Consider the following 22,351-nt stretch of genomic DNA (forward strand, 5'->3'; position numbering starts at 1 on the left):
AATCTGACATGGTGGCCTCACTTTGAACAAGATATCTCTATTAAAAACTATAAAGCCACTTTAAGGTCAACAGTTTTTTCACCGATGTTGTACACAATCACTGGTACATGGATGCACCAGATTTTTCAGGATCTCACAGTCTTTGACCTGATGGTCATTCTGGCAGAGCGTCCGTAACGCCTGCAAATCCGCTTTTAATTGATGAAGTTGGGTTAATTGCGTGTCTAAATGCCTCAATTGCTCATCGATCAGCGTATTGACCTGCCCACAAGGTTGGCTGGGAGCTTCACGAAACTTCAGGAGTTGCCGGACCAACGACAGACTCATATCAAAGGCCCGGCAATGCCGGATAAACTGCAAATCTTCGAGATGGCGCTGCTGATAGGTCCGATATCCGGAGGCGGTCCTTGCAGGAGCGGCTAACAATCCTTGCTTTTCATAAAATCGGATGGTTTCTGTTTCACATCCGGCCAGCGCCGCCAGTTCACCAATTTTCATTGCCTTTCACCAACTCTAAAGTTACTTTAACCAGTAATGTATCATAATGCAGACAGCTGAAACTGCATTTTAATTGATCAGGGATAGTGATGGAACCAAAGGTCTTGCTTGCCTATGAGAGACGTTTTGCATATACGGAGTTTGCCCATATTCTCGGTCAGCTGTCATGTGGAGTTACTTGAAGATGCTCTGGTAGGCCCTTCGCACGGCAGACTGGCGCGAAATGGCCGGGCAAAACTATCGGTTGTTGTAAACACCTTTTGGACATATCTTTGAGCGCCTGCCATCTGGCAATACGGGGCGTTCGAACGTCAGTGCCTTTAAGCCGATGACTATTCCGGAAGAACTTAGATAAAGTTTAATGCCGGTTGAGAAAAAATAAGAAGTACCAAGTACTGGTCTCAGCTCCGTCAAATTTTTAGAACTCCATTGATGAGTCATAGGAATGCTCCTTTATCTTGGAAAATTAAAGCGTTAAAGTGGTTAAAAAACATTCAGCTTTAACTGGAGCAGGTAGTACATGCCAACAACTTCGCCTGATGGGACCAACTCTTCACACCGCCTAGCTATCCTTTCACAACAAGAAGTAGACGACTTATTTGGTTTACCCAGGTTCACGGAGGAACAGCAAGAGTTGTTCTTCGATTTCAGTACGACTGAACTAAATGTCATTGCAACCAAAACATTCTCTGTCGGTGTCTATCTGGCTTTGGAATTGGGTTACTTCAAAGCGAAACGGCAATTTTTCAACTTTGATCAACCGATGGTTATAGGCGACTTACAGTATCTGATTGAACGTTATTTTGGTGGACGCAATGATCCGATCAAACTACCGTCACGGCCTGTTCGGATTTCCCACCAGAGAACCATTCTGGAGTTACTGAATTATCGCATTTGTGACAAAGAGGTCAGATCGGAGCTAGAGAGCAAAGCGCAGCGTATTGCGATGCTGTCAACACAGCCGGTTTTCATCTTACGAGAGCTGCTGCATTACATGACCACCCACCGAATTGTGGCACCGCTGTATACGTCATTACAGGATTTCGTCGGTCGCGCGGTCAACCGAGAACGTAGCCGAGTATTGTCGCTACTCAACCAAAATGCTTCGCCTATGGTCATTGACCAACTGGATGCACTCTTAAATGCAGACGAGAGGATGTATCGGATCACCAGTCTGAAAAAGGAGCCTAAAAACTTTAGCTATAAAGAGCTAAAACAAGAAGTCGTCAGGAGGCAATATTTTCAGTCACAAACCTGAACCTGAGCAGGTTTTGGCTGCGGAAAAATTATATGCTCAATTGAGAAGCGGGAAGGCCGCGAGGCCGAAATGGGCTGTTAGCTTTTCCGTGAAAGTACTCTTGCTCATATGGGGTAGTATTATATCAAGCGCAATAGCTGCCGGCATGCTTACTGATACATCAATAAGCAGCTTATTGTTAGCTACTTTAATGTCAGGAAGCTTAAGCTCTGTTAGTGTTTTGGCTATTCTCTCTCCTCTTGGAAGACTGGTTGAAAGAGCCAGGAATATTTCCAATAACCCATTAAGTCAATCCCTCTACACTGGGCGCACCGATGAGTTTGGCCAAATAGAGTTTGCTTTACGAATGATGCAAGCTGAAACAGGCGCCGTAATTGGTCGCATAGGTGATGCATCAAATCGGCTTAGCGAACACACCCGAGGCCTACTAAAGGATATTGAGTCAAGCAATGTACTTACAGTTGAGCAGCAGGCAGAGACAGATCAAATAGCAACGGCAGTAAACCAAATGGCGGCAAGCATTCAAGAGGTTGCGAGCAATGCACAGCATGCTGCAGATGCGGCCGGAAGAGCAGACACTGAGACGGCATCTGGCCAGCGTCTGGTAGCCCACACAAGCCAGTCAATCACTGCCCTTGAAGGTGAAATTAGGCAAGCCGCTCAGGTTATTCATGAGCTTGAAGGTCAAAGTAACGAGATATCAAAAGTTCTTGACGTTATACGAGGGATCGCCGAGCAAACGAATTTGTTGGCACTCAACGCAGCAATTGAGGCCGCGCGTGCTGGTGAGCAGGGGCGTGGTTTTGCTGTTGTCGCCGATGAGGTTCGCAGTCTTGCTGCTCGCACACAGCAATCGACAACGTATATTCAAAGCATGATCAGCGCTCTACAAGAGCGAGCGCAATCCGCTGTTACAGTCATGGAGCAAAGTAGTCGGCAAGCGCACACGAGTGTAGCTCACGCAGAGGAAGCAGCTACAGCTCTTGATGGAATTGGCCAACGTGTTAACGAAATTACCGACATGAACGCGCAAATAGCGACTGCGGTCGAGCAGCAGGGAGCAGTAAGTGAAGACATCAACCGCAGTATTAACAATATACGCGATGCTGCTGATACCAATGTACAGACCGGGCAAAATAATTTGCAAAGTGCGAAATCTGTCGCTCAGTTAACTAGCGCTCTGAGCGAACTGGCAAAACAGTTTTGGGAAAAACGAGGATAACGCTTTTCAGTATCTCGACAGGGATAACTTATTTTACTATCGGTTATCCCTTTTAGCCGCACAAATTTTAGCCATGGCTTTTCAGGAAGTCAGGGCTATCAGAATAGCCTTAGGGAAGGTCTGAAAAAGACTTCCCGGATCTGGTGAAATACGCCGGTAATCCCGCCCCCCGAGTTCTTCCATGAAGCAGATGACCTTCGCCGACGCCGAGTACGCCGGCAAGCGCAAACAGACCCGTAAAGAGCTGTTCCTGATCGAGATGGATCAGGTGGTGCCGTGGAAAGGACTGATTGCCTTGATCGAGCCGCATTACCCCAAGGGCGAAGGTGGTCGGCCCGCCTATCCTCTGCTGGCCATGCTGCGTATTCACCTGATGCAGAACTGGTTTGGCTACAGTGATCCGGCAATGGAGGAAGCGCTGTACGAGACGTACCATCCTGCGCCAGTTCGCCGGGTTGAGCCTGGAGCGCATTCCTGACGAAACCACCATCCTCAACTTCCGTCGCTTGCTGGAGAAACATGAGCTGGCAGCCGGCATCCTCGGCGTAATCAATGGCTACCTGGGGGATCGCGGCCTGTCGCTGCGCCAGGGCACTATCGTCGATGCCACGCTGATCCACGCGCCCAGTTCGACCAAGAACAGGACGGCAAGCGCGACCCGGAGATGCACCAGACCAAGAAGGGCAACCAGTACTACTTCGGCATGAAGGCGCACATCGGCGTGGATGATGAGTCGGGGCTGGTACACAGCGTGGTCGGCACGGCAGCCAACGTGGCGGATATCAGCCAGGTCGAAAAACTGCTGCACGGTGAATTAGCTCGATTGGCTGAAGAACTGAATGCCTTACTCCACCGCTTCAAATTATAGTGCTTGTCCTGTCTTTAGTTGCACACTGAATTTGGCCACCTGATAAGAGTTAATACTCTGGGATCACGAAAAAACGAACGTCTGCAAATAAGGCAAAGCATAGATCCAGATTGTTCTAAATTATTTTTGAAAGCGGCAAAATAATTCAATTTTGCCGCGTTAATTACCTGTCAATTTACCTAATTGCTGAAGCCAAATTCACTAAGCACTTGCCTACAAGATTGAAGTGCCAAACGCTCGTAACGTAGCTTCCTCAATTCTTCACGAATATAGCTTTCCTTCTGAGGCGATAACTCTAATAAAATTTGCAGGCCATTTTCTCTGCCAGCTAGCATGGCCTCTTGGTCAATGAGCTGCTCTAGCTTTTGAGTGATGATGGCATTCGGTTCAGTCGTTAATGGTGGGCTTTCTGGCGCAGATTGCTGGTCCTGCTGGGCATTATCTGTAGGGATTGAAAATAGCAACGGCGCTGTGCCAAGTTGCCGGGTGACAACTATCTCGCCTTCATCAGCCAGACTCAAACTCACCCGATGAAAAACCTGCTTTAGATTTTTACGATTGTACTCTTGTAATCCAGCATGCTCCGCAAACAACTCCATTAATTGAGTGCCAGTCTTCGGGTGGCCATCTGCCAGTGTCGCTTGGATAAAATTCAAAATTTCCTTTTTTTCGGTTTGTTTCATTGCCATCACCTCAGATATCTAAGTTTTCTGATGCCTCAAGAGCATCCTGAACGTCAATTCCCAAGTACCGGACCGTACTTTCGATTTTCTTGTGACCAAGCAACAGCTGAATTGCTCGGATGTTTTTATCGCGTTTGTAGAGGATGGATACTTTGGTTCTTCGCAAGGAATGCGTACCATAGAGACTTGAATCTAATCCGATCGATTCGACCCATTTATGGACTATTCGATCATAAGCACGAGTCGTCATGTGAGGAATACTGTGTTTTCTCGATGGAAATAGAAAATCATCGAACTTCAACGTCTTCGATTCGACCCAGGCTTTGACGGTTTTACGTGTCTGAGGTGTGAGCTCGAACTGGACTGGTGTGCCAGTCTTGTGCTGCACAATACTGGTTCTGGCCAAGACCTCCCCTGATCGCATCACATCAGACACTTTGAGCGATACCAAATCGCAGCCGCGTAACTTGGAATCTATCGCTAAATTCAGTAACGCCAATTCACGAGTGTTCTTTGCAATTTCAAGCCTGGTTCGAATAGCCCAGATCTCTTGCTGCTTCAATGGAGCCTTCTGACCGATGATCCGGCCCTTATTCCATGCAACACGTTTTTCCATGATGACCTCCCGATTTTTTGAGAAACCACAGGGTGAAGTCACTTGGTATAGATGCAAAGCTCTCGAAAATAAAGCTCAAAAAACACACAAAATGAGGAAGGCTTTTTCAGTGAATTCCGCTCTGCATCCGAAAGCGGACGTTCGTTGTGAAAAACTGCAATGTCAGCAATTGGCACAAAGTCACCTTCGACCCAAACCTAAACGCAGCGTTGATATTCGCAAACTTTAGAATTGTCGCGGATCAGCCAGCTTGCGCTGGCTGTCTTACTGATCAATGCGACTACCCCACTTTTTTCAGCCGGCCCTGAATAGCAGCAACGCCAGCTTCTGCGCAGGCATGGTCGGTTTTGCCGCCGCCAATGCCGAGCGCACCGATGATTTCGCCGTTCGCCTGCAGCAACACGCCGCCTGGTCTGGCATTCAGGTTGCTGTCTTTGGCGATTTCGGCGGCCAGGTTTTTATCCTGATGCAGTTGCTGGGTCGCCTGCTGATACTTCAGTGCAGTAATGGCTTTGGCGGTGCTGGAGCTGACACCGCGTGGCGAGGCACCATCGGCGGCTAATAACAGCTTCAGCACACCTTTACTGTCGACCACACTAACTGCAATGCGCTGACCACCATCGGCTTTACAGGCGTTGATAGCAATTTGTGCCGCTTCTAACACCAAATCTGTGGCGGGCCCAGGGGCTGCCGGTTGGCGCACTGGCGGTGTTGTCGCGGCTTGTTGGGCCTGTGTCACAGGGACGAGCAACAGACCGGCCACAACAAGCGCCAGCGGGCGCAGAGAAAAACCAAAGCTTTGCATCAGATGATTCCTTTTAAGCGCCGGCCAGAGTGCCGGCGGCCTTGCTTCAGCAAAAGCTATGCCGGTACCGCTTAGCTGGCTTGCCCCAGTCAGAATACGGGCGTGGCGGGGTACTACGTGATGACGTCCCCCCTCACCAAACAGCCATCCGGCAGTCTCTGCTGCTGTAACAACAATCTGCTGTAGCAATTTCAACAGTCATGCTGTTTTTGCAACCTCGGCCGACGCGCTCCGTGGCAACAGGCAAGGTTTTCAGCTCAGCCCATCTGGTCCGCCCCGCTGAAACTGAACATATCTATCTGTTTTTATTAGTTATTAAATATTATTCACCGATATAAATTTACAGTTACCCGCACTGGCGCAGTTGTTGCTTTATTCCGTTTAACTTAGTTAACCCAGTATTTAACGTTTAAAACGATATATAAAAACTGCAAGGAGTGTCGACATGAGTGAGATCAATCAGGATCGCCGGGTCTTTAAACTGGCTTCTGTATTGCTGCTAGTGGTCATCGGACTGCACAGTGCCAGAAGTGATGCCCATCACGCGTTTTCCGCCGAATTTGATGCGCAGAAGCCCTTTGAATTAAGCGGAACTGTCACCAAAGGCAAATGGGTCAACCCACACAGCTGGGTCTATCTGGATGTGAAAGACAAAGACGGCAAAATCACCAACTGGGGCTTTGAATTCGGCTCGCCTTTTGCGCTCAAGCAAAAAGGCCTGACCAAAGCGACACTGCCGGTCGGCACCCTGGTCAAAGTCAAAGGTTATCTGGCTAAAGACGGCCAGAATTTTGGCTATTCCACCAGTATCGAATTACCGGATGGCCGGGTATTCCAGACCGGCGGCGCACAAGATGCACCGACCCGTCCGGCCACACCGGCAGCGCCCACCACGGCAAAAACTAATGCTGAGCAGGGAGGCCGGTCATGAGTCAACCGCAACAAACCACCATCAGCCGCTTCGGCTGGTTGCTCGGTGGTCTGCTGTTGGGTGCGGCCGTCAGTGTCGGCGCCACTTTCGCTTTGCAGCAGCCTTCAGCTGATATTCCACGCCTCAGTAACGGCAAACCAGATTTTTCCGGCATCTGGCAAACCACCAGCGCCGCTGATGCTGACTTGGAACCGCATCATCACAGAGCCGACGCACCACCAGGGCCTGGAGTCGTCGAAGGCGGTGCTATTCCTTATTTGCCTGAGGCGCTTGAACAACGCGCGCAGAATTTTGCCAACCGCTTTACGGCCGACCCGGCGCGCAAAGGTTTTACCCTCGGTGTGCCACGCGGTATTTATTACCCGGCGCCTTTTCAAATCCTGCAGCGGGAGCGCGATTTCACCCTGTTGCCGCAGTTTGGCCACTCGGTACGCACTATTCACACCAACAATACCGACCACCCGCTCGAACCCAATGACTGGTGGCTCGGCGATTCGCGCGCGCGCTGGGATGGCGATACGCTGGTGGTCAGTGTGAAGCATTTTAACGATGAAACCTGGCTCGACAGCAGCGGTAATTTTCATAGCGACGCGTTACAGGTGGAAGAACGCTGGCGCTTGCTGGATGCCAACACCATTGAATACAAAGCCACGCTGTCCGACATCAACGTCTATAGCCGGCCCTGGTCGCTGACTGTCTACCTGCACCGCCATCGCGAACCTGGCTTCCAATTGGTAGAGGACTATCGCTACACCCTCGATTACGGCCAGTACTACCCCTACCCGGCAGAACGCGCCCCGGCAGCTGGCAACACAACCGAGACTGAACCGGCAGCAGCCCCAACCAGCAAAGGAGACCTGCAATGAAACGCCTTCAGCTATTCACCTTATCCGCACTAACGCTGGCTTTGTCGCTGCAAGCAGTGGCACAAGAAGTTAAGCAAGCGCCACAGCAAGAAATAGCGCCGGCCCCAGCGGGCGTCGACGCGGCGCGCTGGCAACAATATCAGCAGCACCAGGCGCAGCGCAGCGAATTACCAAAATTCGACCGGGAAAAAACCGTGTATAAAGTGGCGTCCGGCGAATGGACCGGGCCGCGGCTTAGCGACGGCCAGCCGGATGTGCAGGGCCAATGGTCCAACACCATTGCCAACCACACTAACCTGACAGATCCACAAGGTGGCGTGCCGGGTGAACGCTCGCGCAGTGACAACCAACCCCGCAGCGAAAGAGCCCCCAGCCGGGTGATAGACCCGGCCGATGGCCAGGTGCCATTTCTGCCATGGGCCCGCGAGCTGCAACAGGAATACCGCGCCAACTTTGCTGATCCGGTCAAACCAGAATATGTCGAACCGCTGGCACGCTGTGCACCGGGTGGCCCATCCAAATCCTTTATGTGGCATGGTTATGAGATCCGTCAGTTCCCGGGTTATGTGCTGTTTTTATTTGATTCGGGTTCACGGTTAATCCATCTCGATGACAAACCGCATCTGGACCCGAAGATCCGTTTATGGAATGGCGACTCGCGTGGGCACTGGGAAGGCAATACGCTGCATGTCGTGGTGAAAAACAATAACTCCAAATCGCGTTTTGGCCGCACCGGTGAGTTCTCCGGCACTGAAACTGTGGTCACCGAGAAGTTTATTTTCGAAAACGGCAATCAGCGTTACCTGTATCAGGCAACCTATGAAGACCCGACTGTATTCAGCCGGCCCTGGACGCTGGAAATTCCAGCCCGGCGGGTGGAAAACTTCCGTGAAGACGGCTGGAATAATCAGCTGGGCGTAGCGAATCACGCCGGGTCTGAACTGATATTGGAACCGCTGGAACAAATCTGTGCCGAAAACAACGGCGGTTTTGGCGGTGGCGCTGTGATTGGTGCAGCCAATCCGAAGTAGCTATCCCCGTCATCCTTGAAGATTCGGCGGTGTTGGCTGCCTTCACTCACCCTGGTCACATAGGAAACTATGCTCCTAGGGATCCGCTCAGTTGCCACCTACCCGAATCTTCAATGATTTTGGGTATATATCCTGAGAGCCCAATAACAAACGCCGCAGTTGTAACATACTGCGGCGTTTTTTTATGGATAAAAACCAAGAAAGCAGACTACGGCATCGACAGGAAATTGCTCTGGGTTTCAAATACTTCTGTTTGCAGTATGCCGCCCTATTCTGAATGCTACGAATAAAAAAAGGCCCTGATAAACATCAGGGCCGAATCAAAACAGACAAATTCACAACAGGACGAGGAATGCGTCATTGGGAGGGTTCATCCTGAACCTGACGACTACGATTTCCATCTCGGGTTTGACATCACGGCTGAAGGGCAAACTTCAGTCGATGGAGTTACTTTATATATTCCATTAAATAACATCAACATGATCATCTATTCATTTATGGAATATCATATTTTCGGGAAATCTGCGTACTACCTACCTCTGATTTGGCTATATCTAAGTCCAAAGCTGAATTGTTACCTGTCCTGATGTGCCTATAATCGGCAGCCTGACTTTTGGCAGGAAACTCACATGGCACGTCAAATATTTCAATCGATTCAACAGAATTTGTCTCTGCAGGTGTTGCTGGCGTTGCTGTTGGGGGCGCTGGCCGGTTCTGTGCTGGCCGAGCAGGCGCAGTTATTTAAACCTCTTGGCAGCATCTTTTTAAACGCCATTAAGCTGTTGGTCGCACCGCTGATTTTCTTTGCGCTGGTCAGCGGCATTTTATCGCTGCAAGGCCAGCAACAACTCGGCCGGCTTGCGGCAAAAACAGTGGGATTGTTTTTATTCACCGCCCTGCTTGCCAGCGCCTTGGGTTTGTTGGTCGGCACACTGGCTGGTTTTGAGGCCAATCCGGCGCTGAGTAAAACCGTGCTTGCGGAAAAAGTCATCCCGCCTTTTAGCCAGGTACTGGTTGATTTGGTACCGTCAAACTTCCTCGCTCCTTTTGTTGGCGGCAATGTACTGCAAATTATTGTGCTGGCGATTTTGACCGGTCTGGCGCTGAATAACGCCGGTGAGGCTGTGGCGCCCATCCGTCAGTTTGTCACGGCAGGTAGCAGCCTGATGTTTGCACTGACGCAGCTGGTGCTAAAATTCACCCCTGTTGGCGTGTTTGGCCTCATCGCTGCGACTGTCGGCCAGTATGGCCTCGCTGTATTATTGCCGCTTGGCAGCTTTATCGTTGCGGTCTATGTCGGCTGTTTGCTGCATATCTTTGGCATCTATGGCGCTTTGGTCAAACTGGGCAGCCGCATGTCCCTGCGTGACTATTTCCGCGCCATTCTGCCGGCGCAGCTGGTGGCGTTTTCGACCGCCAGCAGTTACGGCACTTTGCCGGTGACCTATAAAGTGGTCACGGAAAAACTCAAAGTGTCGCGCTCTTACGCCAGCTTTGTGTTGCCGCTGGGATCGACCATCAACATGGATGGTTGTGGCGGTATCTATCCTGCCATCGCAGCAATTTTTATTGCCAAACTGTATGGTATTGACCTCGACGCACTGGATTATCTGTTGATCGCCGGTACCGCGACTGTGGCGTCACTCGGCACGGCCGGCGTGCCCGGCACCGCACTGGTGATGCTGACGGTGACTTTAACTGTGGTCGGTTTACCGCTCGAAGGCATCGCCTTTATTGCCGCGGTGGACCGGATTGTCGATATGATCCGCACCACGACTAATGTCAGCGGTGATATGGCGGTGGCCTTGGTGGTGGCTGAGTCAGAAGGCCTGATTGAGTCAACTGACCGCACAGTGACAACCAAGCAGCAACTCAGTCCGCAAACAGCACCTGTTTTTGCCACCACTGACGGCGACGCCGCATTTGCAGCCGCCTTGGCACAAGGTCAGGATCTTTGTGCTATCCCTACGACACGACTTGGTAAGTGATATATAACCGGAGCACTGTATATTTTGGACTGGACCTTTATCGTCTCGCAGCTACCCGAATACGGCCGGGCGTTGCTGACCACTGCGTGTTTAGGTGGCGTGGCCGTGATCCTCAGTGCGCTGCTCGGCATCGGCAATGCCATTTTATGGCATTTCGCCAGCGGTCCTTTGGCAAAGGTGCGTTATTTGATTGGCGCTTATGTTGAGCTCGGCCGCAACACACCGTTATTAATTCAACTATTCCTGCTGTATTTTGGTTTGCCGAAACTGGGCATTTTATTAAGCGCCGAAGCCTGTGGTGTGCTGGCGCTGACCTTTTTAGGTGGTGCCTATTTTACTGAAGTGTATCGCGCCGGTTTTGCCGGCATTCCGCCCGAACAAAGCCAGGCGGCCCGCGCGCTGGGGCTTTCCCACTTTCAATTGCTGCGCCTGGTGTTGTGGCCACAGGTCTGGCAGCGCCAGTTACCAGCTGCGGCGGCAACCGGTTGCTTTTTACTGCGCGAAACCACAGTGCTGTCGGCCATTGCCGTGGCGGAAATCATGTACACCACCACCAACGGTATTGCGCTGTATTACCTGACCTATGAATTCCTGCTGCTAATGACGCTGTGTTGTTTGCTGCTGTTTGTGCCGCTGAGCTTTGGCCTGCGAAAATTAGAGACCCGTTTCGTATGAGCATCGTCGACATTCTGCAGCAACTGCTGCCCGGCCTCGGCCAGACATTATTACTGACCAGCCTCAGTCTGTTATTGAGCTTACCCGGTGGGTTTTTCTATGTGCTGCTGGCGCAAAGTAAATTCAGTCTGCTGGCGCGTTTTTGGCTGGAGCTGTTTCGCACTATTCCGCTGCTGGTCTGGCTGTTTTTATTGTTTTTTGGTTTGCCGCTGTGGACCGGCGTTGATTTCGGCGGCCTTGGCAGTGCGCTTTTAGTCTTTGTGCTGTGGGGCAGTACCGAAGCCGGCGAAGTATTCCGTGGTGCCTGGCGCGCCATTCCTGTCGCACAGGTGGAAGCCGGTATCAGCCTCGGGCTCAATCACCGTCAACGCTGGCGTTATCTGCTGGGCCCGATGTTACTGCGTTTATCGCTGCCGCCGTTGATGAACGTCGCAACGCGGCTGGTGAAAACCAGCTCGTTAACGGTATTGATTGGCGTCACCGAGCTCACCAAAGCCGGTCAGCAAATCATTGAGCGCGAAGACAATGCGCTGTTGGTCTACGGCCTGTTATTACTTGGCTATTTTGCCATTTGTTTTCCGTTAAGCCTGGCGGCCCGTCGCCTGGAACAACGCTGGAGTCTGGCATGAGCCTGCACACATCCCCGGTTTTATTAAGTCTCAACGCCATTAGCCATCACAAAGCTCAGCACGCCATCCTGCAGCAGATCAACCTTGAAGTACAGACCGGTGAAGTGGTGGTGATTTTGGGCCCAAGCGGCTGCGGTAAAAGCACCTTGCTGCGCTGTATCAATGGCCTGGAGCCATTATCAGCTGGCAGCCTGACTTTTGCCGGTCAGCAGCTGCATGCCGGCAGTGAGTGGACTGAACTGCGCCGCAGCATCGGCATGGTGTTTCAGCACTACCAGTTGTTTCCACACTTGAATGTGCTGGAAAATCTTTGTCTGGCGCCGGTAGTGGCCAAAGGCGAAGCGCGCGATATCGTAAGTACGCGTGCCCTGCAACTACTGGGCAAAGTTGGCCTGGCCGACAAAGCCCAGGCCTTGCCGCGTCAACTGTCGGGTGGACAGCAACAACGGGTCGCTATCGCCCGCGCTTTGTGTATGCAGCCGCAATTGATGTTATTTGATGAAATCACCGCCGCACTCGACCCTGAGATGGTGCTGGAAGTGCTGCAGGTGCTGCGGGATTTAGCCGACGACGGCATGACCATGCTGCTGGTAACGCATGAACTGAGTTTTGCCGAAGCCATCGCTGATCGCATCATCTTTATGGACGCCGGCCGCATCGTCGAAAGTGCGCCGCCAGCCCAGTTTTTCCACCAGCCGCAAACGGCGCGTGCGCAACAATTTTTAAGTCATTTTCAGCAACTGCAACAAATGAAAAGGAAAACCAAATGAAGCGTTTTTTCAAACCACTGTTGGCACTCGCCATCACTGTAAGCACCTTGCTGAGCCTGAGTGGCGTGGCGCAGGCCGCCAGCCTTGATGAAATCAAACAACGTGGCGTGCTCAAAGTAGGGATTTTTACTGACAAACCACCGTTTGGTTTTGTGGATACCAAAGGCCAATACGTTGGTTTTGATACCGATTTAGCCAAACGCTTTGCCAAAGATTTACTCGGCGACGCCAGCAAAATCGAGTTTGTCGTGGTGGAAGCCGCCAGCCGCGTGCCGTTTTTACAAAGCGGTAAAGTCGACATCATCATGGCCAATATGACGGTCACGCCAGAGCGCGCCCGCGTCGTTGATTTCACCAACCCGAACCTGCGGGTCGCGACTCAGGTGCTGGTCAAAGCCGACAGTCCGGTCAAAAGCATTCAGGATTTAGCCGGCAAAACCGTGATCGTCACCAAAGGCACCACCGCGGATATTTACTTAAGCCGCAATTACCGCAGTACCAAGCTGCTGAAATTTGAGAAAAACACTGAAGCGCTGCAGGCCTTACAGGATGGCCGCGCTGATGCTTATGCGCAGGACAACCTCATCCTTCTGACCTTTCGCAAAGATCATCCGGATTTTCGCCTGCTGCCGGAAAAGTTAGAAGCGGACGCACCGATAGCGCCAGCGGTACAAAAAGGCAACGACAGCCTACGCAACTGGGTCAATGCCGAACTGGCGGCGCTTGGTGAAGAGAAATTCCTGCATCAGCTGTATCAGACTTATCTGGCGCCAGGCCTTGCGGCAGACACTAAGCCGGAAACCGTGATTGTTGAAGGCGGCCGCTGGTAGCGCCATATCATCTGTGATGATCTTTACGGGCACTGTGGTCGTCACACGATGGTCGTCACACGATGGTCGTCACACGATGGCCGGTGCCTGAGCTTGGGGGCAGGTTATGTACGGCGACACTGCGTTTGCTGTATCTACAAGAGCTCATCAGACCGCACCCAGGCAACCCTCATTACATTCATCAACTTAGCAAATTCACTAATTTACCCCTCACTAAATCCAGCATTTATCCAGAATTTATCGCACTGATATCAAGCCGCTGCGTGACAGTTTTGTTGCTTTAACAGCGCACCGACAGCGTTGTCATTTCAGAGCTCTGCGTGGCTGTCCGGGTTGCACATCCGAAGACGTTAACAATAAAAGACGTCAAAACATAAAAGATGTCAAAACAACAGGAAACACCACCATGCACGTTTTATCTCAGTACAAGACCCGCCAACGCGGCTGGACTCTCGCACTCAGCGCTCTGGCCTTATCTGTCGCTTCAGGCTTAACTGCCGCGGAATCAGCCAACCGCTATATCGTCGTACTCAAAGCCGGTGCCAAACTTGATGGCGCCCATGCGAGTGCAGCATCCACACAGCAGGCTTATCTGCGGGCAGAACAACAGTTGCAGCAGTTTGCCAGCACCTTACAGCTGGAGCCGCTGCAAACAGTGCCGGAGCAAAACCTTATCAGCGTCGAGCTGACGCCGGAGCAACTGCAAAAAGTCAAAGCCAATCCGCAGGTGACGCTGGTCGAAGAGGACCCTATCCGTTATCTGCTGGCCGAATCCACCCCTTATGGCATCGACATGGTCAAAGCACTGCAAGTGCCGGACAATCTGGTCAGCAACCGCAAGGTCTGTATTCTGGACACCGGTTACACGCTGAATCACCCGGACCTGATTAACAGTGGCGTCACCGGCGACGATGGTTATGGCAGTAACGACACCGGCAACTGGTACGAAGACGGCAATGGCCACGGCACCCACGTCGCCGGCACTATTGCTGCAGTAGGCGGCAACAATCAGGGCGTGGTTGGCGTGAACCGCAACGGCCAGCTGAAGCTGCATATCGTCAAAGTGTTTAATAACGCCGGCAACTGGGCCTATGGCTCAGATCTGATTGCCGCCATCAATCAATGTAAAGCGGCGGGCGCCAACGTCACCAGCATGAGCCTCGGTGGCAGTGGCCAGTCGACCGCTGAGCGCAGCGCCTTTGAACAAAGTTATGCCGCCGGCATGCTGCATATCGCCGCAGCCGGCAACGCCGGTAACAGCACTTTGTCGTATCCGGCCTCTTATGACGCGGTCGTGTCTGTCGCCGCCGTAGACAGCAGCGGTGCCAAAGCCAGTTTCTCGCAATATAACAATCAGGTTGAAATTGCCGCGCCTGGCGTCGGGGTAAATTCGACCTGGCGCGATGGCGGGTATAAATCAATCAGCGGCACTTCGATGGCGACCCCGCATGTTTCTGGTGTAGCCGCACTAGTGTGGAGCCATTATCCGCAGTGCAGTAACGCACAAATCCGCAACGCACTGAATAAAACTGCGGTCGATAAAGGCAGCGCCGGCCGCGACGTCAATTTTGGTTTTGGCATTATCAACGCCAAAGCGGCTTATGACTATCTGGCCGGCGGTTGCGACGGGGGTGGCACTGGTCAGAATCAGGCGCCAGTGGCCAAGTTCAGCGCCGCAATCAACGGTCGCACTGTGACACTGAGCAACCAGTCGACCGACGACAAAGCAGTGATTTCCAGCAGCTGGAATTTGGGTGATGGCAACAGCTCTACGGCCACTGCACCAAGCCATACTTACGCGGCGGACGGCAGTTACACTGTGACGCTGACGGTGAAAGATGCTGAAGGCTTAAGCCACAGCAGCAGTCAGACGCTGACAGTGTCCGGCGGCACTAATACCGGCTGTACCGGTCTGCCGACCTGGTCCGCCAGCGGTATCTATGTTGCCGGCAACAGCGTGGCGCATCAGGGTGTGAAATACACGGCGAAGTGGTGGACGCAGGGCGAGAATCCGGCACAAAAATCCGGCCAGTGGGATGTGTGGAAAAATAACGGCAGCTGTCAGTAGCTAGTACCGTTCACAGACGCAGGGCCTCCGGGCCCTGTTGCTGCGTTTAATCCTGGCTGCTCAGCTGCTGCCAGACCTGCCAGACGTGCTCTCGCTCGGCCGGGGCATAAATATCCAGCAACAACGTCTTAAATTCCGGTTGCTGGCGAAATTGCGCTATCGCGCTGTCCAGTTGTTGCAGCAGAGCGGCCGTCTCTGCGTCGCGTTTACAGGCAAAATAAGCCAGTGCATAAGGGTCGGCCTCTTTGAGCCGGAAACTTTGCAGCACCGCCAGTTCAGTGGTATTCAGCGCCGCCGGATATTCCAGCACCAGATCGGCATAACCTTTTTGCAGCATTGGAATCGTATCGCCAAAACGCGACACTTTGGCAGTTTTGACATAAGCCGGGTGCTGTTGCCGGTAGCCGGCCAGAGCGGGGTCCATCGCCGCCCCATAACTGCGGCCATCCTCAGTGACCAGCACCGGCGGCTCCGCCAGCGCCAGCAGCTGCTGCAGGCTGACCCGCCCGTCTTTGTCCTGCAAGGCTTTTAAGCGCCCGACCCAGGGCGAACCGGTTTTCACCATTAAGCGGATATCCGGCGCGATGATATAAGGCAGGCTAAACAAATAATCACGTTGCCGCTGTGGCGTTTTGCGCACTCCGACCACGCAGGCGCCGGGTCTGCTGTTTAATTCAGCAAAAGCCCGGTTTAGGCTGACCGATTCGATTTTATACGGCGCCGGATAATACTTCAGCACTTGCTGCACCATCGCCACCGGCGCATAACCTGGGGTGGAACGTTCAAATAATTCGACCGGCACTGCAGACAGCAGCATCAGCTCAGCCGCATGTGCGCCAGCACAACACAGCAAACAAAAACCGGCGAACCAGTTGCGCATCGGTTTCCCCCTATTTGCCAGACAGCGCGGTCGTTCAGTGTAGCTGTACGCCATGCTGCAGCAATATCCGTAGCTGGTCCAACGGCAGCGGTTTGGCAATCAGATAACCCTGAATTCGCTGGCAGCCCATTTGTTGCAGCGCAGCCAGCTGCTCACGCGTCTCCACGCCTTCGGCCACCAGAACCAGGTCCAGCGCATGCGCCAGTGCACAAATGGCCTGAACAATTTGCGCGCTGCGGCTGTCATTGTTCATATGCGCGACAAAAGCCCGGTCGATTTTCAGGCAATCCAGCGGTAATTCTTTTAACCGGCTTAATGACGAATAACCGGTGCCAAAATCATCCAGCGCAATGGAAGACCCGAGCCTCTGTAACTGCTGCAGGCAAGCTTCCAACCGTTCTGACTGCATAAAGGCGGTTTCGGTCAGTTCAAATTGCAAGCGCGGCCACATGCCTTGTGGTGTAAAAAAGCGTTGCAGCCGTTCCACTAGTAGCCCATCGTCAAACTGACGTACCGACAGATTCAGCGCCAGATAAAATTGTGGTGAGGTAAGCTCTTGCAGCAGGGCGACATCCTTTAATACCTGCGTGCAGAGCCAGTCGGACAATTCCTGAATCAGGTTGCATTGCTCCGCCAGTTTAATAAAGCGGTCCGGCGCTATGGCGCCAAGCTGCGGATGCTGCCAGCGCATCAGCGCTTCGACGCCGCAAATTTGTAAAGTGACGGCATCGACAATCGGCTGATAATGCACCGCCAGCTGCGGTTGTGATGCCGGCGCCTGCAACGCCAGTTTTAAATCCCGCTCCAGCCGCACCCGCAGGTGAGCTTTTTCCGACAAATACGGGTTAAAAAACATATACCGGTCGCGACCGGCATCTTTGGCGGCAAACATCGCCAGATCGGCACATTTTAATAAGCCGGTATAGTCCAGCGCGTCGTTGGGATAACAGGCAATACCGATACTGGCAGAAATACTGACCTGGGTATCGCCCAGCTGCAGATCGGCCGAAATGCTGCTCAGCAGTTTTTCCGCCACGGCATAACAGTCCATCGGCCCGCGGATATCCGGGGTTATCAGCACAAATTCATCGCCGCCGACCCGCACCGCCACATCACCGGCTCTGGTACAGAGCAAAATCCGGCTGGCGACTTCCTGCAGCAATAAATCGCCGACATGATGGCCCAGCGTATCATTGACCAGCTTAAAACCATCCAGGTCCAGATACAGGATACCCAGCATAGTGCCGGCGCGGTGGGCGCGTTCGATTTCAGTTTTTAATACCGTTTCCAGCTTACGCCTGTTGCCAAGCCCGGTCAGATGATCCAGATTCACCAGCGTGACCAGATGCTCCTCGGCCCGGCGCAGCGCGCTGATGTCAGAGAACATCAGCACATAATGATTACGCCGGCCACGGGTCATCGGCGCCCGCACTTTACATAAGTGCTGCCAGGCCGGAAAGACTGAACCGTCCTGGCGCTGGCAAATCACTTCACCACTCCAGTGCGTGGCGCTGAGTTCATGCAGCTGTGGAATAGCCAGCCCAGACGAGGCAGGCGGATACAAAAACTGCTGTGGCAACAGACCGCGGATACTGCTGAGGCTAAAGCCACTGATGCGGCTGAACGCCGGATTGGCCAGCACCACAGCGCCCTGATCATCAAGCACCAGAATGGCTTCAGCCGTGGTACTGAACACCGCCTGCGCCTGGCGCAGCTGTAATTCATGTTGCTGCTGACGCGACACATCTTCCATCACACCCAGTAACACCGGGTTGCTGCGGTCGGTCAGAATTTGCGGCTGGGCATGGATTTGCACAAAGCGCAGTGCGTCGCCGCTACGGGCCTGAAACACCCCGCTGAAGGCTTTGCCGGATAGCAGCAGTTTGTCGAGCCGGTCCTGTTCAGAGCGCGCCAGCATGCTGTGCAGCGTCAGCGGCTGCACCATCGCCATCGTTTCTAACGGGCCATGCAGTTCCATCTCACCACTGCCAAGATCCAGCTCAAAATAACTGAGCCGGGCCGCCGCCATCGCCAGTTTCAGTCGTTGCTCAGAGCGACGGCAACTCTGTTCGGCTTTGTGTTTATTCGCCGCCATGCGCAGTGTGGCGGCCAGCTCACGCCGGTCAAACGGTTTGACCAGATAACCATGCGGATAACTGCGCTCCGCTTCTTGCAACACAGTTTCGTCACAATAGGCGGTCAGAAACACAATAGGCACATCCAACTGCTGTTTCAGCAACACTGCCGCCTCAGTGCCGGTCATCACGCCGGCCAGGCGGATATCCATCAGCACCAGGTCCGGTCTTTGCCGCAGTGCTGTAGGCACCACATCTTCGCCGCGTGACACTGTCGCCACCACCTGATGACCGAGGTCCTCCAGCATGTTTTTTAAATCCAGCGACACGACAAATTCGTCTTCCACTATCAGCACACTACTGTTCATCGCGCCTCCTTCTGCGGGTAAAAACTGATGCGGTAACAAGTGCCGGGCTGGCGTTGCAATTGCAATTCAGCGTTAAGCTGGGCGATAAAGGCCGGGATCAGCTGCATCCCCATCGACGCGCCACTGCCAAGCTGCACTGTGCCGGGCATGCCGATGCCGTCGTCGCTGATTTCGAGCTGATAACGCCCGTCCGCCAATGCCTGCAGGGCCAGACTGACCTGACCGCGCACCTGCATGCTGCCATCTGCGCCGACTTGCGGCACAAAAGCATGTTTCAGACTGTTGGTTACCACTTCATTGACCAACAGGCCACAGGGAATAGTTAGCTCCAGCTCCAGTAATAACGCCTGATCCAGCCCGCTGTAGCTAAAGCGAATTTGGCTGGTTGGTGCCAGCGTTTGCTGAATCAGCCGGCATAACTGCTCCAGATAAACCGCCAGCGGCACTGAACTGAAATTGCGGTTTTCGTACAGCAGCTGGTGGGTCAGCGCCATAGTGCGCACCCGCATCTGGCTCTCGGCAAAGGCTTGTTTCAGTTCAGCCGGGGCGTTGCGCGATTGCAGGCTGAGCAGACTCGACATCACCTGCAGATTGTTTTTCACCCGGTGATGCACTTCGTTCAGCAGTGCCGTGCGTTCAGCCAATAAAGTGGATTTGTCATGGACTATTTGCTGCAGGTCGCGCTGCACCGCTTTGGCATCGGTGACATCAGTGACTGTCGCCAGCACCGACACTTTGCTGTCACCTTCAAGATAAGTCAGGCCAATTTCGACCGGAAACAGGCTGCCGTCGCGGCGCCTGGCAAATAATTCTTTCAGCTCGGCCATAGGCCGGGTCGAGGGGTTTTGCAGATATTGCTGCCGGCTATGATGATGCCCGCTGATTTTGTCCTGCGGCACCAGCATTTCAATCGGCTGGCCGATCATTTCATGCTGCTGATAACCGAACATCTCCAGTGCCCTTTTATTCACCAGCGAAATATGACCATGTCGGTCGACCGAAATGAGGCCGTCTGCCACGCTGTCAAACACCCGGCGAAAACGCAGCTCGCTGTCGATCAGTTGCTGCTCGGAGGATTTGCGGTCGGTGATTTCAATGCCGGATGGGATCAGATTGCAGATATTGCCTTCCGCGTCATACATAGGCGCCAGCATAAAATCAACATCGATAATACCGTGCTGCATCCTGGCGCGAACATCGAAGCGACTGGTAAACCCCTGTTGCGCCTGATGTATCGCATGACGAATTTGCTCTGCAACTGCCGGGTCATGGCTCCACCAGAAACAATCCCAGAATTTTTTATGTTGTACATCTGCCAGGGTCAGACCGGCCATTTCCAGCGGTGGCCGGTTGGCATCCTGTACTGTGCCGTCCGGAGCCAGAATACCAACAAATGCAAACATGTTATCCAGCACCTGACGCAGTTTGTCTAAATCCTGCTGCCTGCGTTGCTGCATCCCCCACTCCATCGTCTTGTTCAGCGCGATGACCAGCACGCCCTGCACCTGCGCTGCCGCATCACAGAGCGGCAAATAGGAGCCAAACCAATGTTCAGTCGCATCGCAGCCGGGGTTGTCGATAGTGGGATTGTTGCTGATATCAAAATTCAGCAGCGGCTGGCCGGATTCCAGCACCTGCACCAGCATAGGCGCGATAGACGGGTATAACTCGGGCAACATGGTCGCGACCGAATGCCCGAGGTGGTCAGCGGCGGGGATGCCATGAAAGTGCGCCAGGCGGTCATTAATCGCCAGATAACGCTGCTGCTGGTCCAGCACGGCCAGTCCGACCGGCAGCTGCGCCATTAATAAATCAAAGGCCTGCGCCTTTAACAGGACATCCTGTTCCATCTACCCTATCCGTTCAGACTTGTCGGATCTAAAGGTTAGTTGTCTGTCCCTGTTTCAGCAAGCTCCGGCCTCTGGCTTCATCTTATTGTAATCTGCCGCGAAATGACGGCCGGCGCTGCAGGAAATTAAACAGCGGCGTTGCCATCATTGTGGTGACAATGGTCATCAGCACCAGCACTGAAAACAGGTCCGCTTTAATCACGCCGTTTTGCAGCGCGATATTCAGCAAAATCAGCTCCATCATGCCACGTGCATTCATCAGGATGCCGACCGATAACGCCATCGGATGATTTTCACCACAAAGCCGCGCTGCCAGATAACAGGCCACCGCTTTGGCGAAAATCGACGCGGCGATCACCGCCAGCGCCACTTGCCACAAAGTACCCTCGGCCAGCAGCGACAAATCGGTTTTAAGGCCAGACACTGTGAAAAACAGCGGCACCAGCGCCACCAGCACCACCGGCTGCAGCCGTTTCACCAGATGTTCGGCCAGCAAACCACGTGGCATCACGACGCCGAGCACAAAACCACCAAACACCGCATGCAGGCCAATCCATTCAGTGGTGGTGACCGCAAACACCCACAGCAGCAAAATCACCAGCAATAAGCGCGGCGTCAGCCGGGTTTCGCGCTGATACCAGTGTTCCAGCTGTGTTGCATGTTTACGCACCAGCGTCAGCATCAGGCCGGCGAAAATCACCGCGCCCAGCACTGCGCGGATAAACAGGCTGTCGTCGCCGCTGAAACTGGCTAACAATAACGCCATCAGACACCAGGCAGCGACATCATCAATAGCGCCGGCCGCCAGCACCAGCGTGCCGAGTTTACTGTTGGCCAGCCCCTGCTCCTGAATGACCCGCGCCAGCATCGGAAATGCCGTGATGCCAATCGAAGCGCCAAGAAACAACATGGCCTGGTTCCAGCTGATATTGTCAGCAAACAGACCGCCCTGACCCACCAGCCAGGTCGCCAGCACACAGGCCATCACAAAAGGCATCAGAATGCCGGACAGTGAAATTGCCACAGCGCTGCGGGCCTTGGCCTTAAACATTGAGGTATCAAATTCGAGCCCGACCAGAAACATGTAAAGGCCGATGCCAATTTGCGCGCCGAGGTTCAGCACAGGCCGGTAATCAGCGGCAAAAAGTTGCGCCTGCAGCTGCGGCGCTAAGGCGCCAAACAAAGTTGGCCCCAGCAAAATACCGGCGATCATCTCGCCGACCACCCGCGGCTGGCCAAGTTTTAACGCCAGCGCGCCAACTAACCGGGCCACCGCCAGGATCACCAATAACTGAATGAAAAAAAGACTGACACCTGCTGGCAGTTGTTCCACAGCACACCCCGGCTAAAAAAAGACACGGCATTGTAGCGATGCCAGTGTGACAGGCCAAAGAAAAAAGCGGGCCTGTGGTGAAACAGGCCCGCTGCCGGAACAAACAC

19 protein-coding genes and 1 pseudogene are annotated in these 22,351 nt (G+C 53.3%); 12 read left to right on the forward strand and 8 right to left on the reverse strand.

Annotated elements, in window-relative coordinates:
* Positions 1–78: 78 nt before the first annotated feature.
* On the reverse strand, positions 79–498 hold the full coding sequence (gene cadR, locus ABNT34_RS06350) for a Cd(II)/Pb(II)-responsive transcriptional regulator (protein WP_348729830.1): 420 nt from the start codon (positions 496–498) through the stop codon (positions 79–81).
* A 520-nt stretch (positions 499–1,018) separates the two neighbouring features.
* Between cadR and ABNT34_RS06355 the strand changes: the two genes are divergently transcribed.
* The 3 genes and pseudogenes from ABNT34_RS06355 to ABNT34_RS06365 form a co-directional block, all read left to right on the forward strand.
* Positions 1,019–1,756: a DUF4158 domain-containing protein gene (locus tag ABNT34_RS06355; RefSeq protein WP_348729832.1), complete on the forward strand. Its 738-nt coding sequence runs from the start codon at positions 1,019–1,021 to the stop codon at positions 1,754–1,756.
* Between the two features lie 13 nt (positions 1,757–1,769).
* Positions 1,770–2,978: a HAMP domain-containing methyl-accepting chemotaxis protein gene (locus ABNT34_RS06360; RefSeq protein ID WP_348729834.1), complete on the forward strand. Its 1,209-nt coding sequence runs from the start codon at positions 1,770–1,772 to the stop codon at positions 2,976–2,978.
* 181 nt (positions 2,979–3,159) lie between these two features.
* Positions 3,160–3,792, forward strand: a pseudogene (locus ABNT34_RS06365) (IS5 family transposase); the annotation flags it as partial.
* A gap of 233 nt (positions 3,793–4,025) precedes the next feature.
* Here ABNT34_RS06365 and ABNT34_RS06370 read toward each other — a convergent pair.
* The 3 genes from ABNT34_RS06370 to ABNT34_RS06380 form a co-directional block, all read right to left on the reverse strand.
* Positions 4,026–4,529 (reverse strand): hypothetical protein, encoded by a 504-nt coding sequence (locus tag ABNT34_RS06370; RefSeq protein WP_348729836.1) that lies wholly within the window; start codon positions 4,527–4,529, stop codon positions 4,026–4,028.
* A gap of 10 nt (positions 4,530–4,539) precedes the next feature.
* Positions 4,540–5,145 (reverse strand): tyrosine-type recombinase/integrase, encoded by a 606-nt coding sequence (locus ABNT34_RS06375; protein ID WP_348729838.1) that lies wholly within the window; start codon positions 5,143–5,145, stop codon positions 4,540–4,542.
* A gap of 280 nt (positions 5,146–5,425) precedes the next feature.
* Positions 5,426–5,950 carry a heme-binding protein gene (locus ABNT34_RS06380; protein WP_348729840.1) on the reverse strand — a complete coding sequence of 175 codons (525 nt, stop codon included), beginning with the start codon at positions 5,948–5,950 and terminating at the stop codon, positions 5,426–5,428.
* Positions 5,951–6,395: 445 nt separating this feature from the next.
* Between ABNT34_RS06380 and ABNT34_RS06385 the strand changes: the two genes are divergently transcribed.
* From ABNT34_RS06385 to ABNT34_RS06425, 9 genes are all read left to right on the forward strand, one after another.
* Positions 6,396–6,881 carry a DUF6152 family protein gene (locus ABNT34_RS06385; protein WP_348729842.1) on the forward strand — a complete coding sequence of 162 codons (486 nt, stop codon included), beginning with the start codon at positions 6,396–6,398 and terminating at the stop codon, positions 6,879–6,881.
* A complete protein-coding gene (locus ABNT34_RS06390) occupies positions 6,878–7,747 on the forward strand; it encodes a hypothetical protein (RefSeq protein ID WP_348729844.1) in 870 nt (289 codons plus the stop codon). The genes ABNT34_RS06385 and ABNT34_RS06390 overlap by 4 nt, the downstream gene beginning before the upstream one ends.
* Entirely contained in the window at positions 7,744–8,778 is a 1,035-nt protein-coding gene (locus ABNT34_RS06395; protein WP_348729846.1) for a hypothetical protein, read from the forward strand. Before ABNT34_RS06390 ends, ABNT34_RS06395 begins: the two co-directional genes overlap by 4 nt.
* 629 nt (positions 8,779–9,407) lie before the next feature.
* A complete protein-coding gene (locus ABNT34_RS06400; protein WP_348729848.1) occupies positions 9,408–10,766 on the forward strand; it encodes a dicarboxylate/amino acid:cation symporter in 1,359 nt (452 codons plus the stop codon).
* Between the two features lie 24 nt (positions 10,767–10,790).
* The gene (locus ABNT34_RS06405; RefSeq protein WP_348729850.1) at positions 10,791–11,441 is read left to right on the forward strand and encodes an ABC transporter permease subunit; all 651 of its coding nucleotides are present in this window, start codon (positions 10,791–10,793) and stop codon (positions 11,439–11,441) included.
* Complete coding sequence (locus tag ABNT34_RS06410; protein WP_348729852.1) at positions 11,438–12,070, forward strand: ABC transporter permease subunit; 633 nt, start codon at positions 11,438–11,440, stop codon at positions 12,068–12,070. The genes ABNT34_RS06405 and ABNT34_RS06410 overlap by 4 nt, the downstream gene beginning before the upstream one ends.
* Positions 12,067–12,840 carry an amino acid ABC transporter ATP-binding protein gene (locus tag ABNT34_RS06415; protein WP_348729854.1) on the forward strand — a complete coding sequence of 258 codons (774 nt, stop codon included), beginning with the start codon at positions 12,067–12,069 and terminating at the stop codon, positions 12,838–12,840. The genes ABNT34_RS06410 and ABNT34_RS06415 overlap by 4 nt, the downstream gene beginning before the upstream one ends.
* The gene (locus tag ABNT34_RS06420; RefSeq protein WP_348729856.1) at positions 12,837–13,670 is read left to right on the forward strand and encodes a transporter substrate-binding domain-containing protein; all 834 of its coding nucleotides are present in this window, start codon (positions 12,837–12,839) and stop codon (positions 13,668–13,670) included. The genes ABNT34_RS06415 and ABNT34_RS06420 overlap by 4 nt, the downstream gene beginning before the upstream one ends.
* Positions 13,671–14,076: 406 nt before the next feature.
* On the forward strand, positions 14,077–15,738 hold the full coding sequence (locus tag ABNT34_RS06425; RefSeq protein ID WP_348729858.1) for a S8 family serine peptidase: 1,662 nt from the start codon (positions 14,077–14,079) through the stop codon (positions 15,736–15,738).
* A 46-nt stretch (positions 15,739–15,784) separates the two neighbouring features.
* On the opposite strand, the gene ABNT34_RS06430 is transcribed toward ABNT34_RS06425, so the two are convergent.
* The 4 genes from ABNT34_RS06430 to ABNT34_RS06445 form a co-directional block, all read right to left on the reverse strand.
* Positions 15,785–16,618, reverse strand: a complete 834-nt coding sequence (locus ABNT34_RS06430; protein ID WP_348729860.1) for a transporter substrate-binding domain-containing protein — start codon at positions 16,616–16,618, stop codon at positions 15,785–15,787.
* A 34-nt stretch (positions 16,619–16,652) separates the two neighbouring features.
* On the reverse strand, positions 16,653–19,061 hold the full coding sequence (locus ABNT34_RS06435) for an EAL domain-containing protein (RefSeq protein WP_348729862.1): 2,409 nt from the start codon (positions 19,059–19,061) through the stop codon (positions 16,653–16,655).
* Complete coding sequence (locus ABNT34_RS06440; protein ID WP_348729864.1) at positions 19,058–20,911, reverse strand: PAS domain S-box protein; 1,854 nt, start codon at positions 20,909–20,911, stop codon at positions 19,058–19,060. The genes ABNT34_RS06435 and ABNT34_RS06440 overlap by 4 nt, the downstream gene beginning before the upstream one ends.
* Positions 20,912–20,993: 82 nt before the next feature.
* Positions 20,994–22,244, reverse strand: coding sequence for a cation:proton antiporter (locus tag ABNT34_RS06445; protein WP_348729866.1), 1,251 nt, complete (start codon positions 22,242–22,244; stop codon positions 20,994–20,996).
* Positions 22,245–22,351 lie beyond the last annotated feature (107 nt).

This window comes from Rheinheimera texasensis (assembly GCF_964031785.1).
GTDB classification, from domain to species: Bacteria; Pseudomonadota; Gammaproteobacteria; order Enterobacterales; family Alteromonadaceae; genus Pararheinheimera; species Pararheinheimera texasensis_A.

What these genes read in the sequence shown, in the direction of transcription:
- ABNT34_RS06435 (WP_348729862.1), bottom strand. Translation starts at nt 19,061, where the DNA reads ATGAACAGTAGTGTGCTGATAGTGGAAGACGAATTTGTCGTGTCGCTG.
- ABNT34_RS06395 (WP_348729846.1), top strand. Translation starts at nt 7,744, where the DNA reads ATGAAACGCCTTCAGCTATTCACCTTATCCGCACTAACGCTGGCTTTG.
- ABNT34_RS06380 (WP_348729840.1), bottom strand. Translation starts at nt 5,950, where the DNA reads ATGCAAAGCTTTGGTTTTTCTCTGCGCCCGCTGGCGCTTGTTGTGGCC.
- ABNT34_RS06420 (WP_348729856.1), top strand. Translation starts at nt 12,837, where the DNA reads ATGAAGCGTTTTTTCAAACCACTGTTGGCACTCGCCATCACTGTAAGC.
- ABNT34_RS06410 (WP_348729852.1), top strand. Translation starts at nt 11,438, where the DNA reads ATGAGCATCGTCGACATTCTGCAGCAACTGCTGCCCGGCCTCGGCCAG.
- ABNT34_RS06390 (WP_348729844.1), top strand. Translation starts at nt 6,878, where the DNA reads ATGAGTCAACCGCAACAAACCACCATCAGCCGCTTCGGCTGGTTGCTC.
- ABNT34_RS06430 (WP_348729860.1), bottom strand. Translation starts at nt 16,618, where the DNA reads ATGCGCAACTGGTTCGCCGGTTTTTGTTTGCTGTGTTGTGCTGGCGCA.
- ABNT34_RS06440 (WP_348729864.1), bottom strand. Translation starts at nt 20,911, where the DNA reads ATGGAACAGGATGTCCTGTTAAAGGCGCAGGCCTTTGATTTATTAATG.
- ABNT34_RS06370 (WP_348729836.1), bottom strand. Translation starts at nt 4,529, where the DNA reads ATGAAACAAACCGAAAAAAAGGAAATTTTGAATTTTATCCAAGCGACA.
- ABNT34_RS06425 (WP_348729858.1), top strand. Translation starts at nt 14,077, where the DNA reads ATGCACGTTTTATCTCAGTACAAGACCCGCCAACGCGGCTGGACTCTC.
- ABNT34_RS06400 (WP_348729848.1), top strand. Translation starts at nt 9,408, where the DNA reads ATGGCACGTCAAATATTTCAATCGATTCAACAGAATTTGTCTCTGCAG.
- ABNT34_RS06385 (WP_348729842.1), top strand. Translation starts at nt 6,396, where the DNA reads ATGAGTGAGATCAATCAGGATCGCCGGGTCTTTAAACTGGCTTCTGTA.
- ABNT34_RS06355 (WP_348729832.1), top strand. Translation starts at nt 1,019, where the DNA reads ATGCCAACAACTTCGCCTGATGGGACCAACTCTTCACACCGCCTAGCT.
- cadR (WP_348729830.1), bottom strand. Translation starts at nt 498, where the DNA reads ATGAAAATTGGTGAACTGGCGGCGCTGGCCGGATGTGAAACAGAAACC.
- ABNT34_RS06375 (WP_348729838.1), bottom strand. Translation starts at nt 5,145, where the DNA reads ATGGAAAAACGTGTTGCATGGAATAAGGGCCGGATCATCGGTCAGAAG.
- ABNT34_RS06415 (WP_348729854.1), top strand. Translation starts at nt 12,067, where the DNA reads ATGAGCCTGCACACATCCCCGGTTTTATTAAGTCTCAACGCCATTAGC.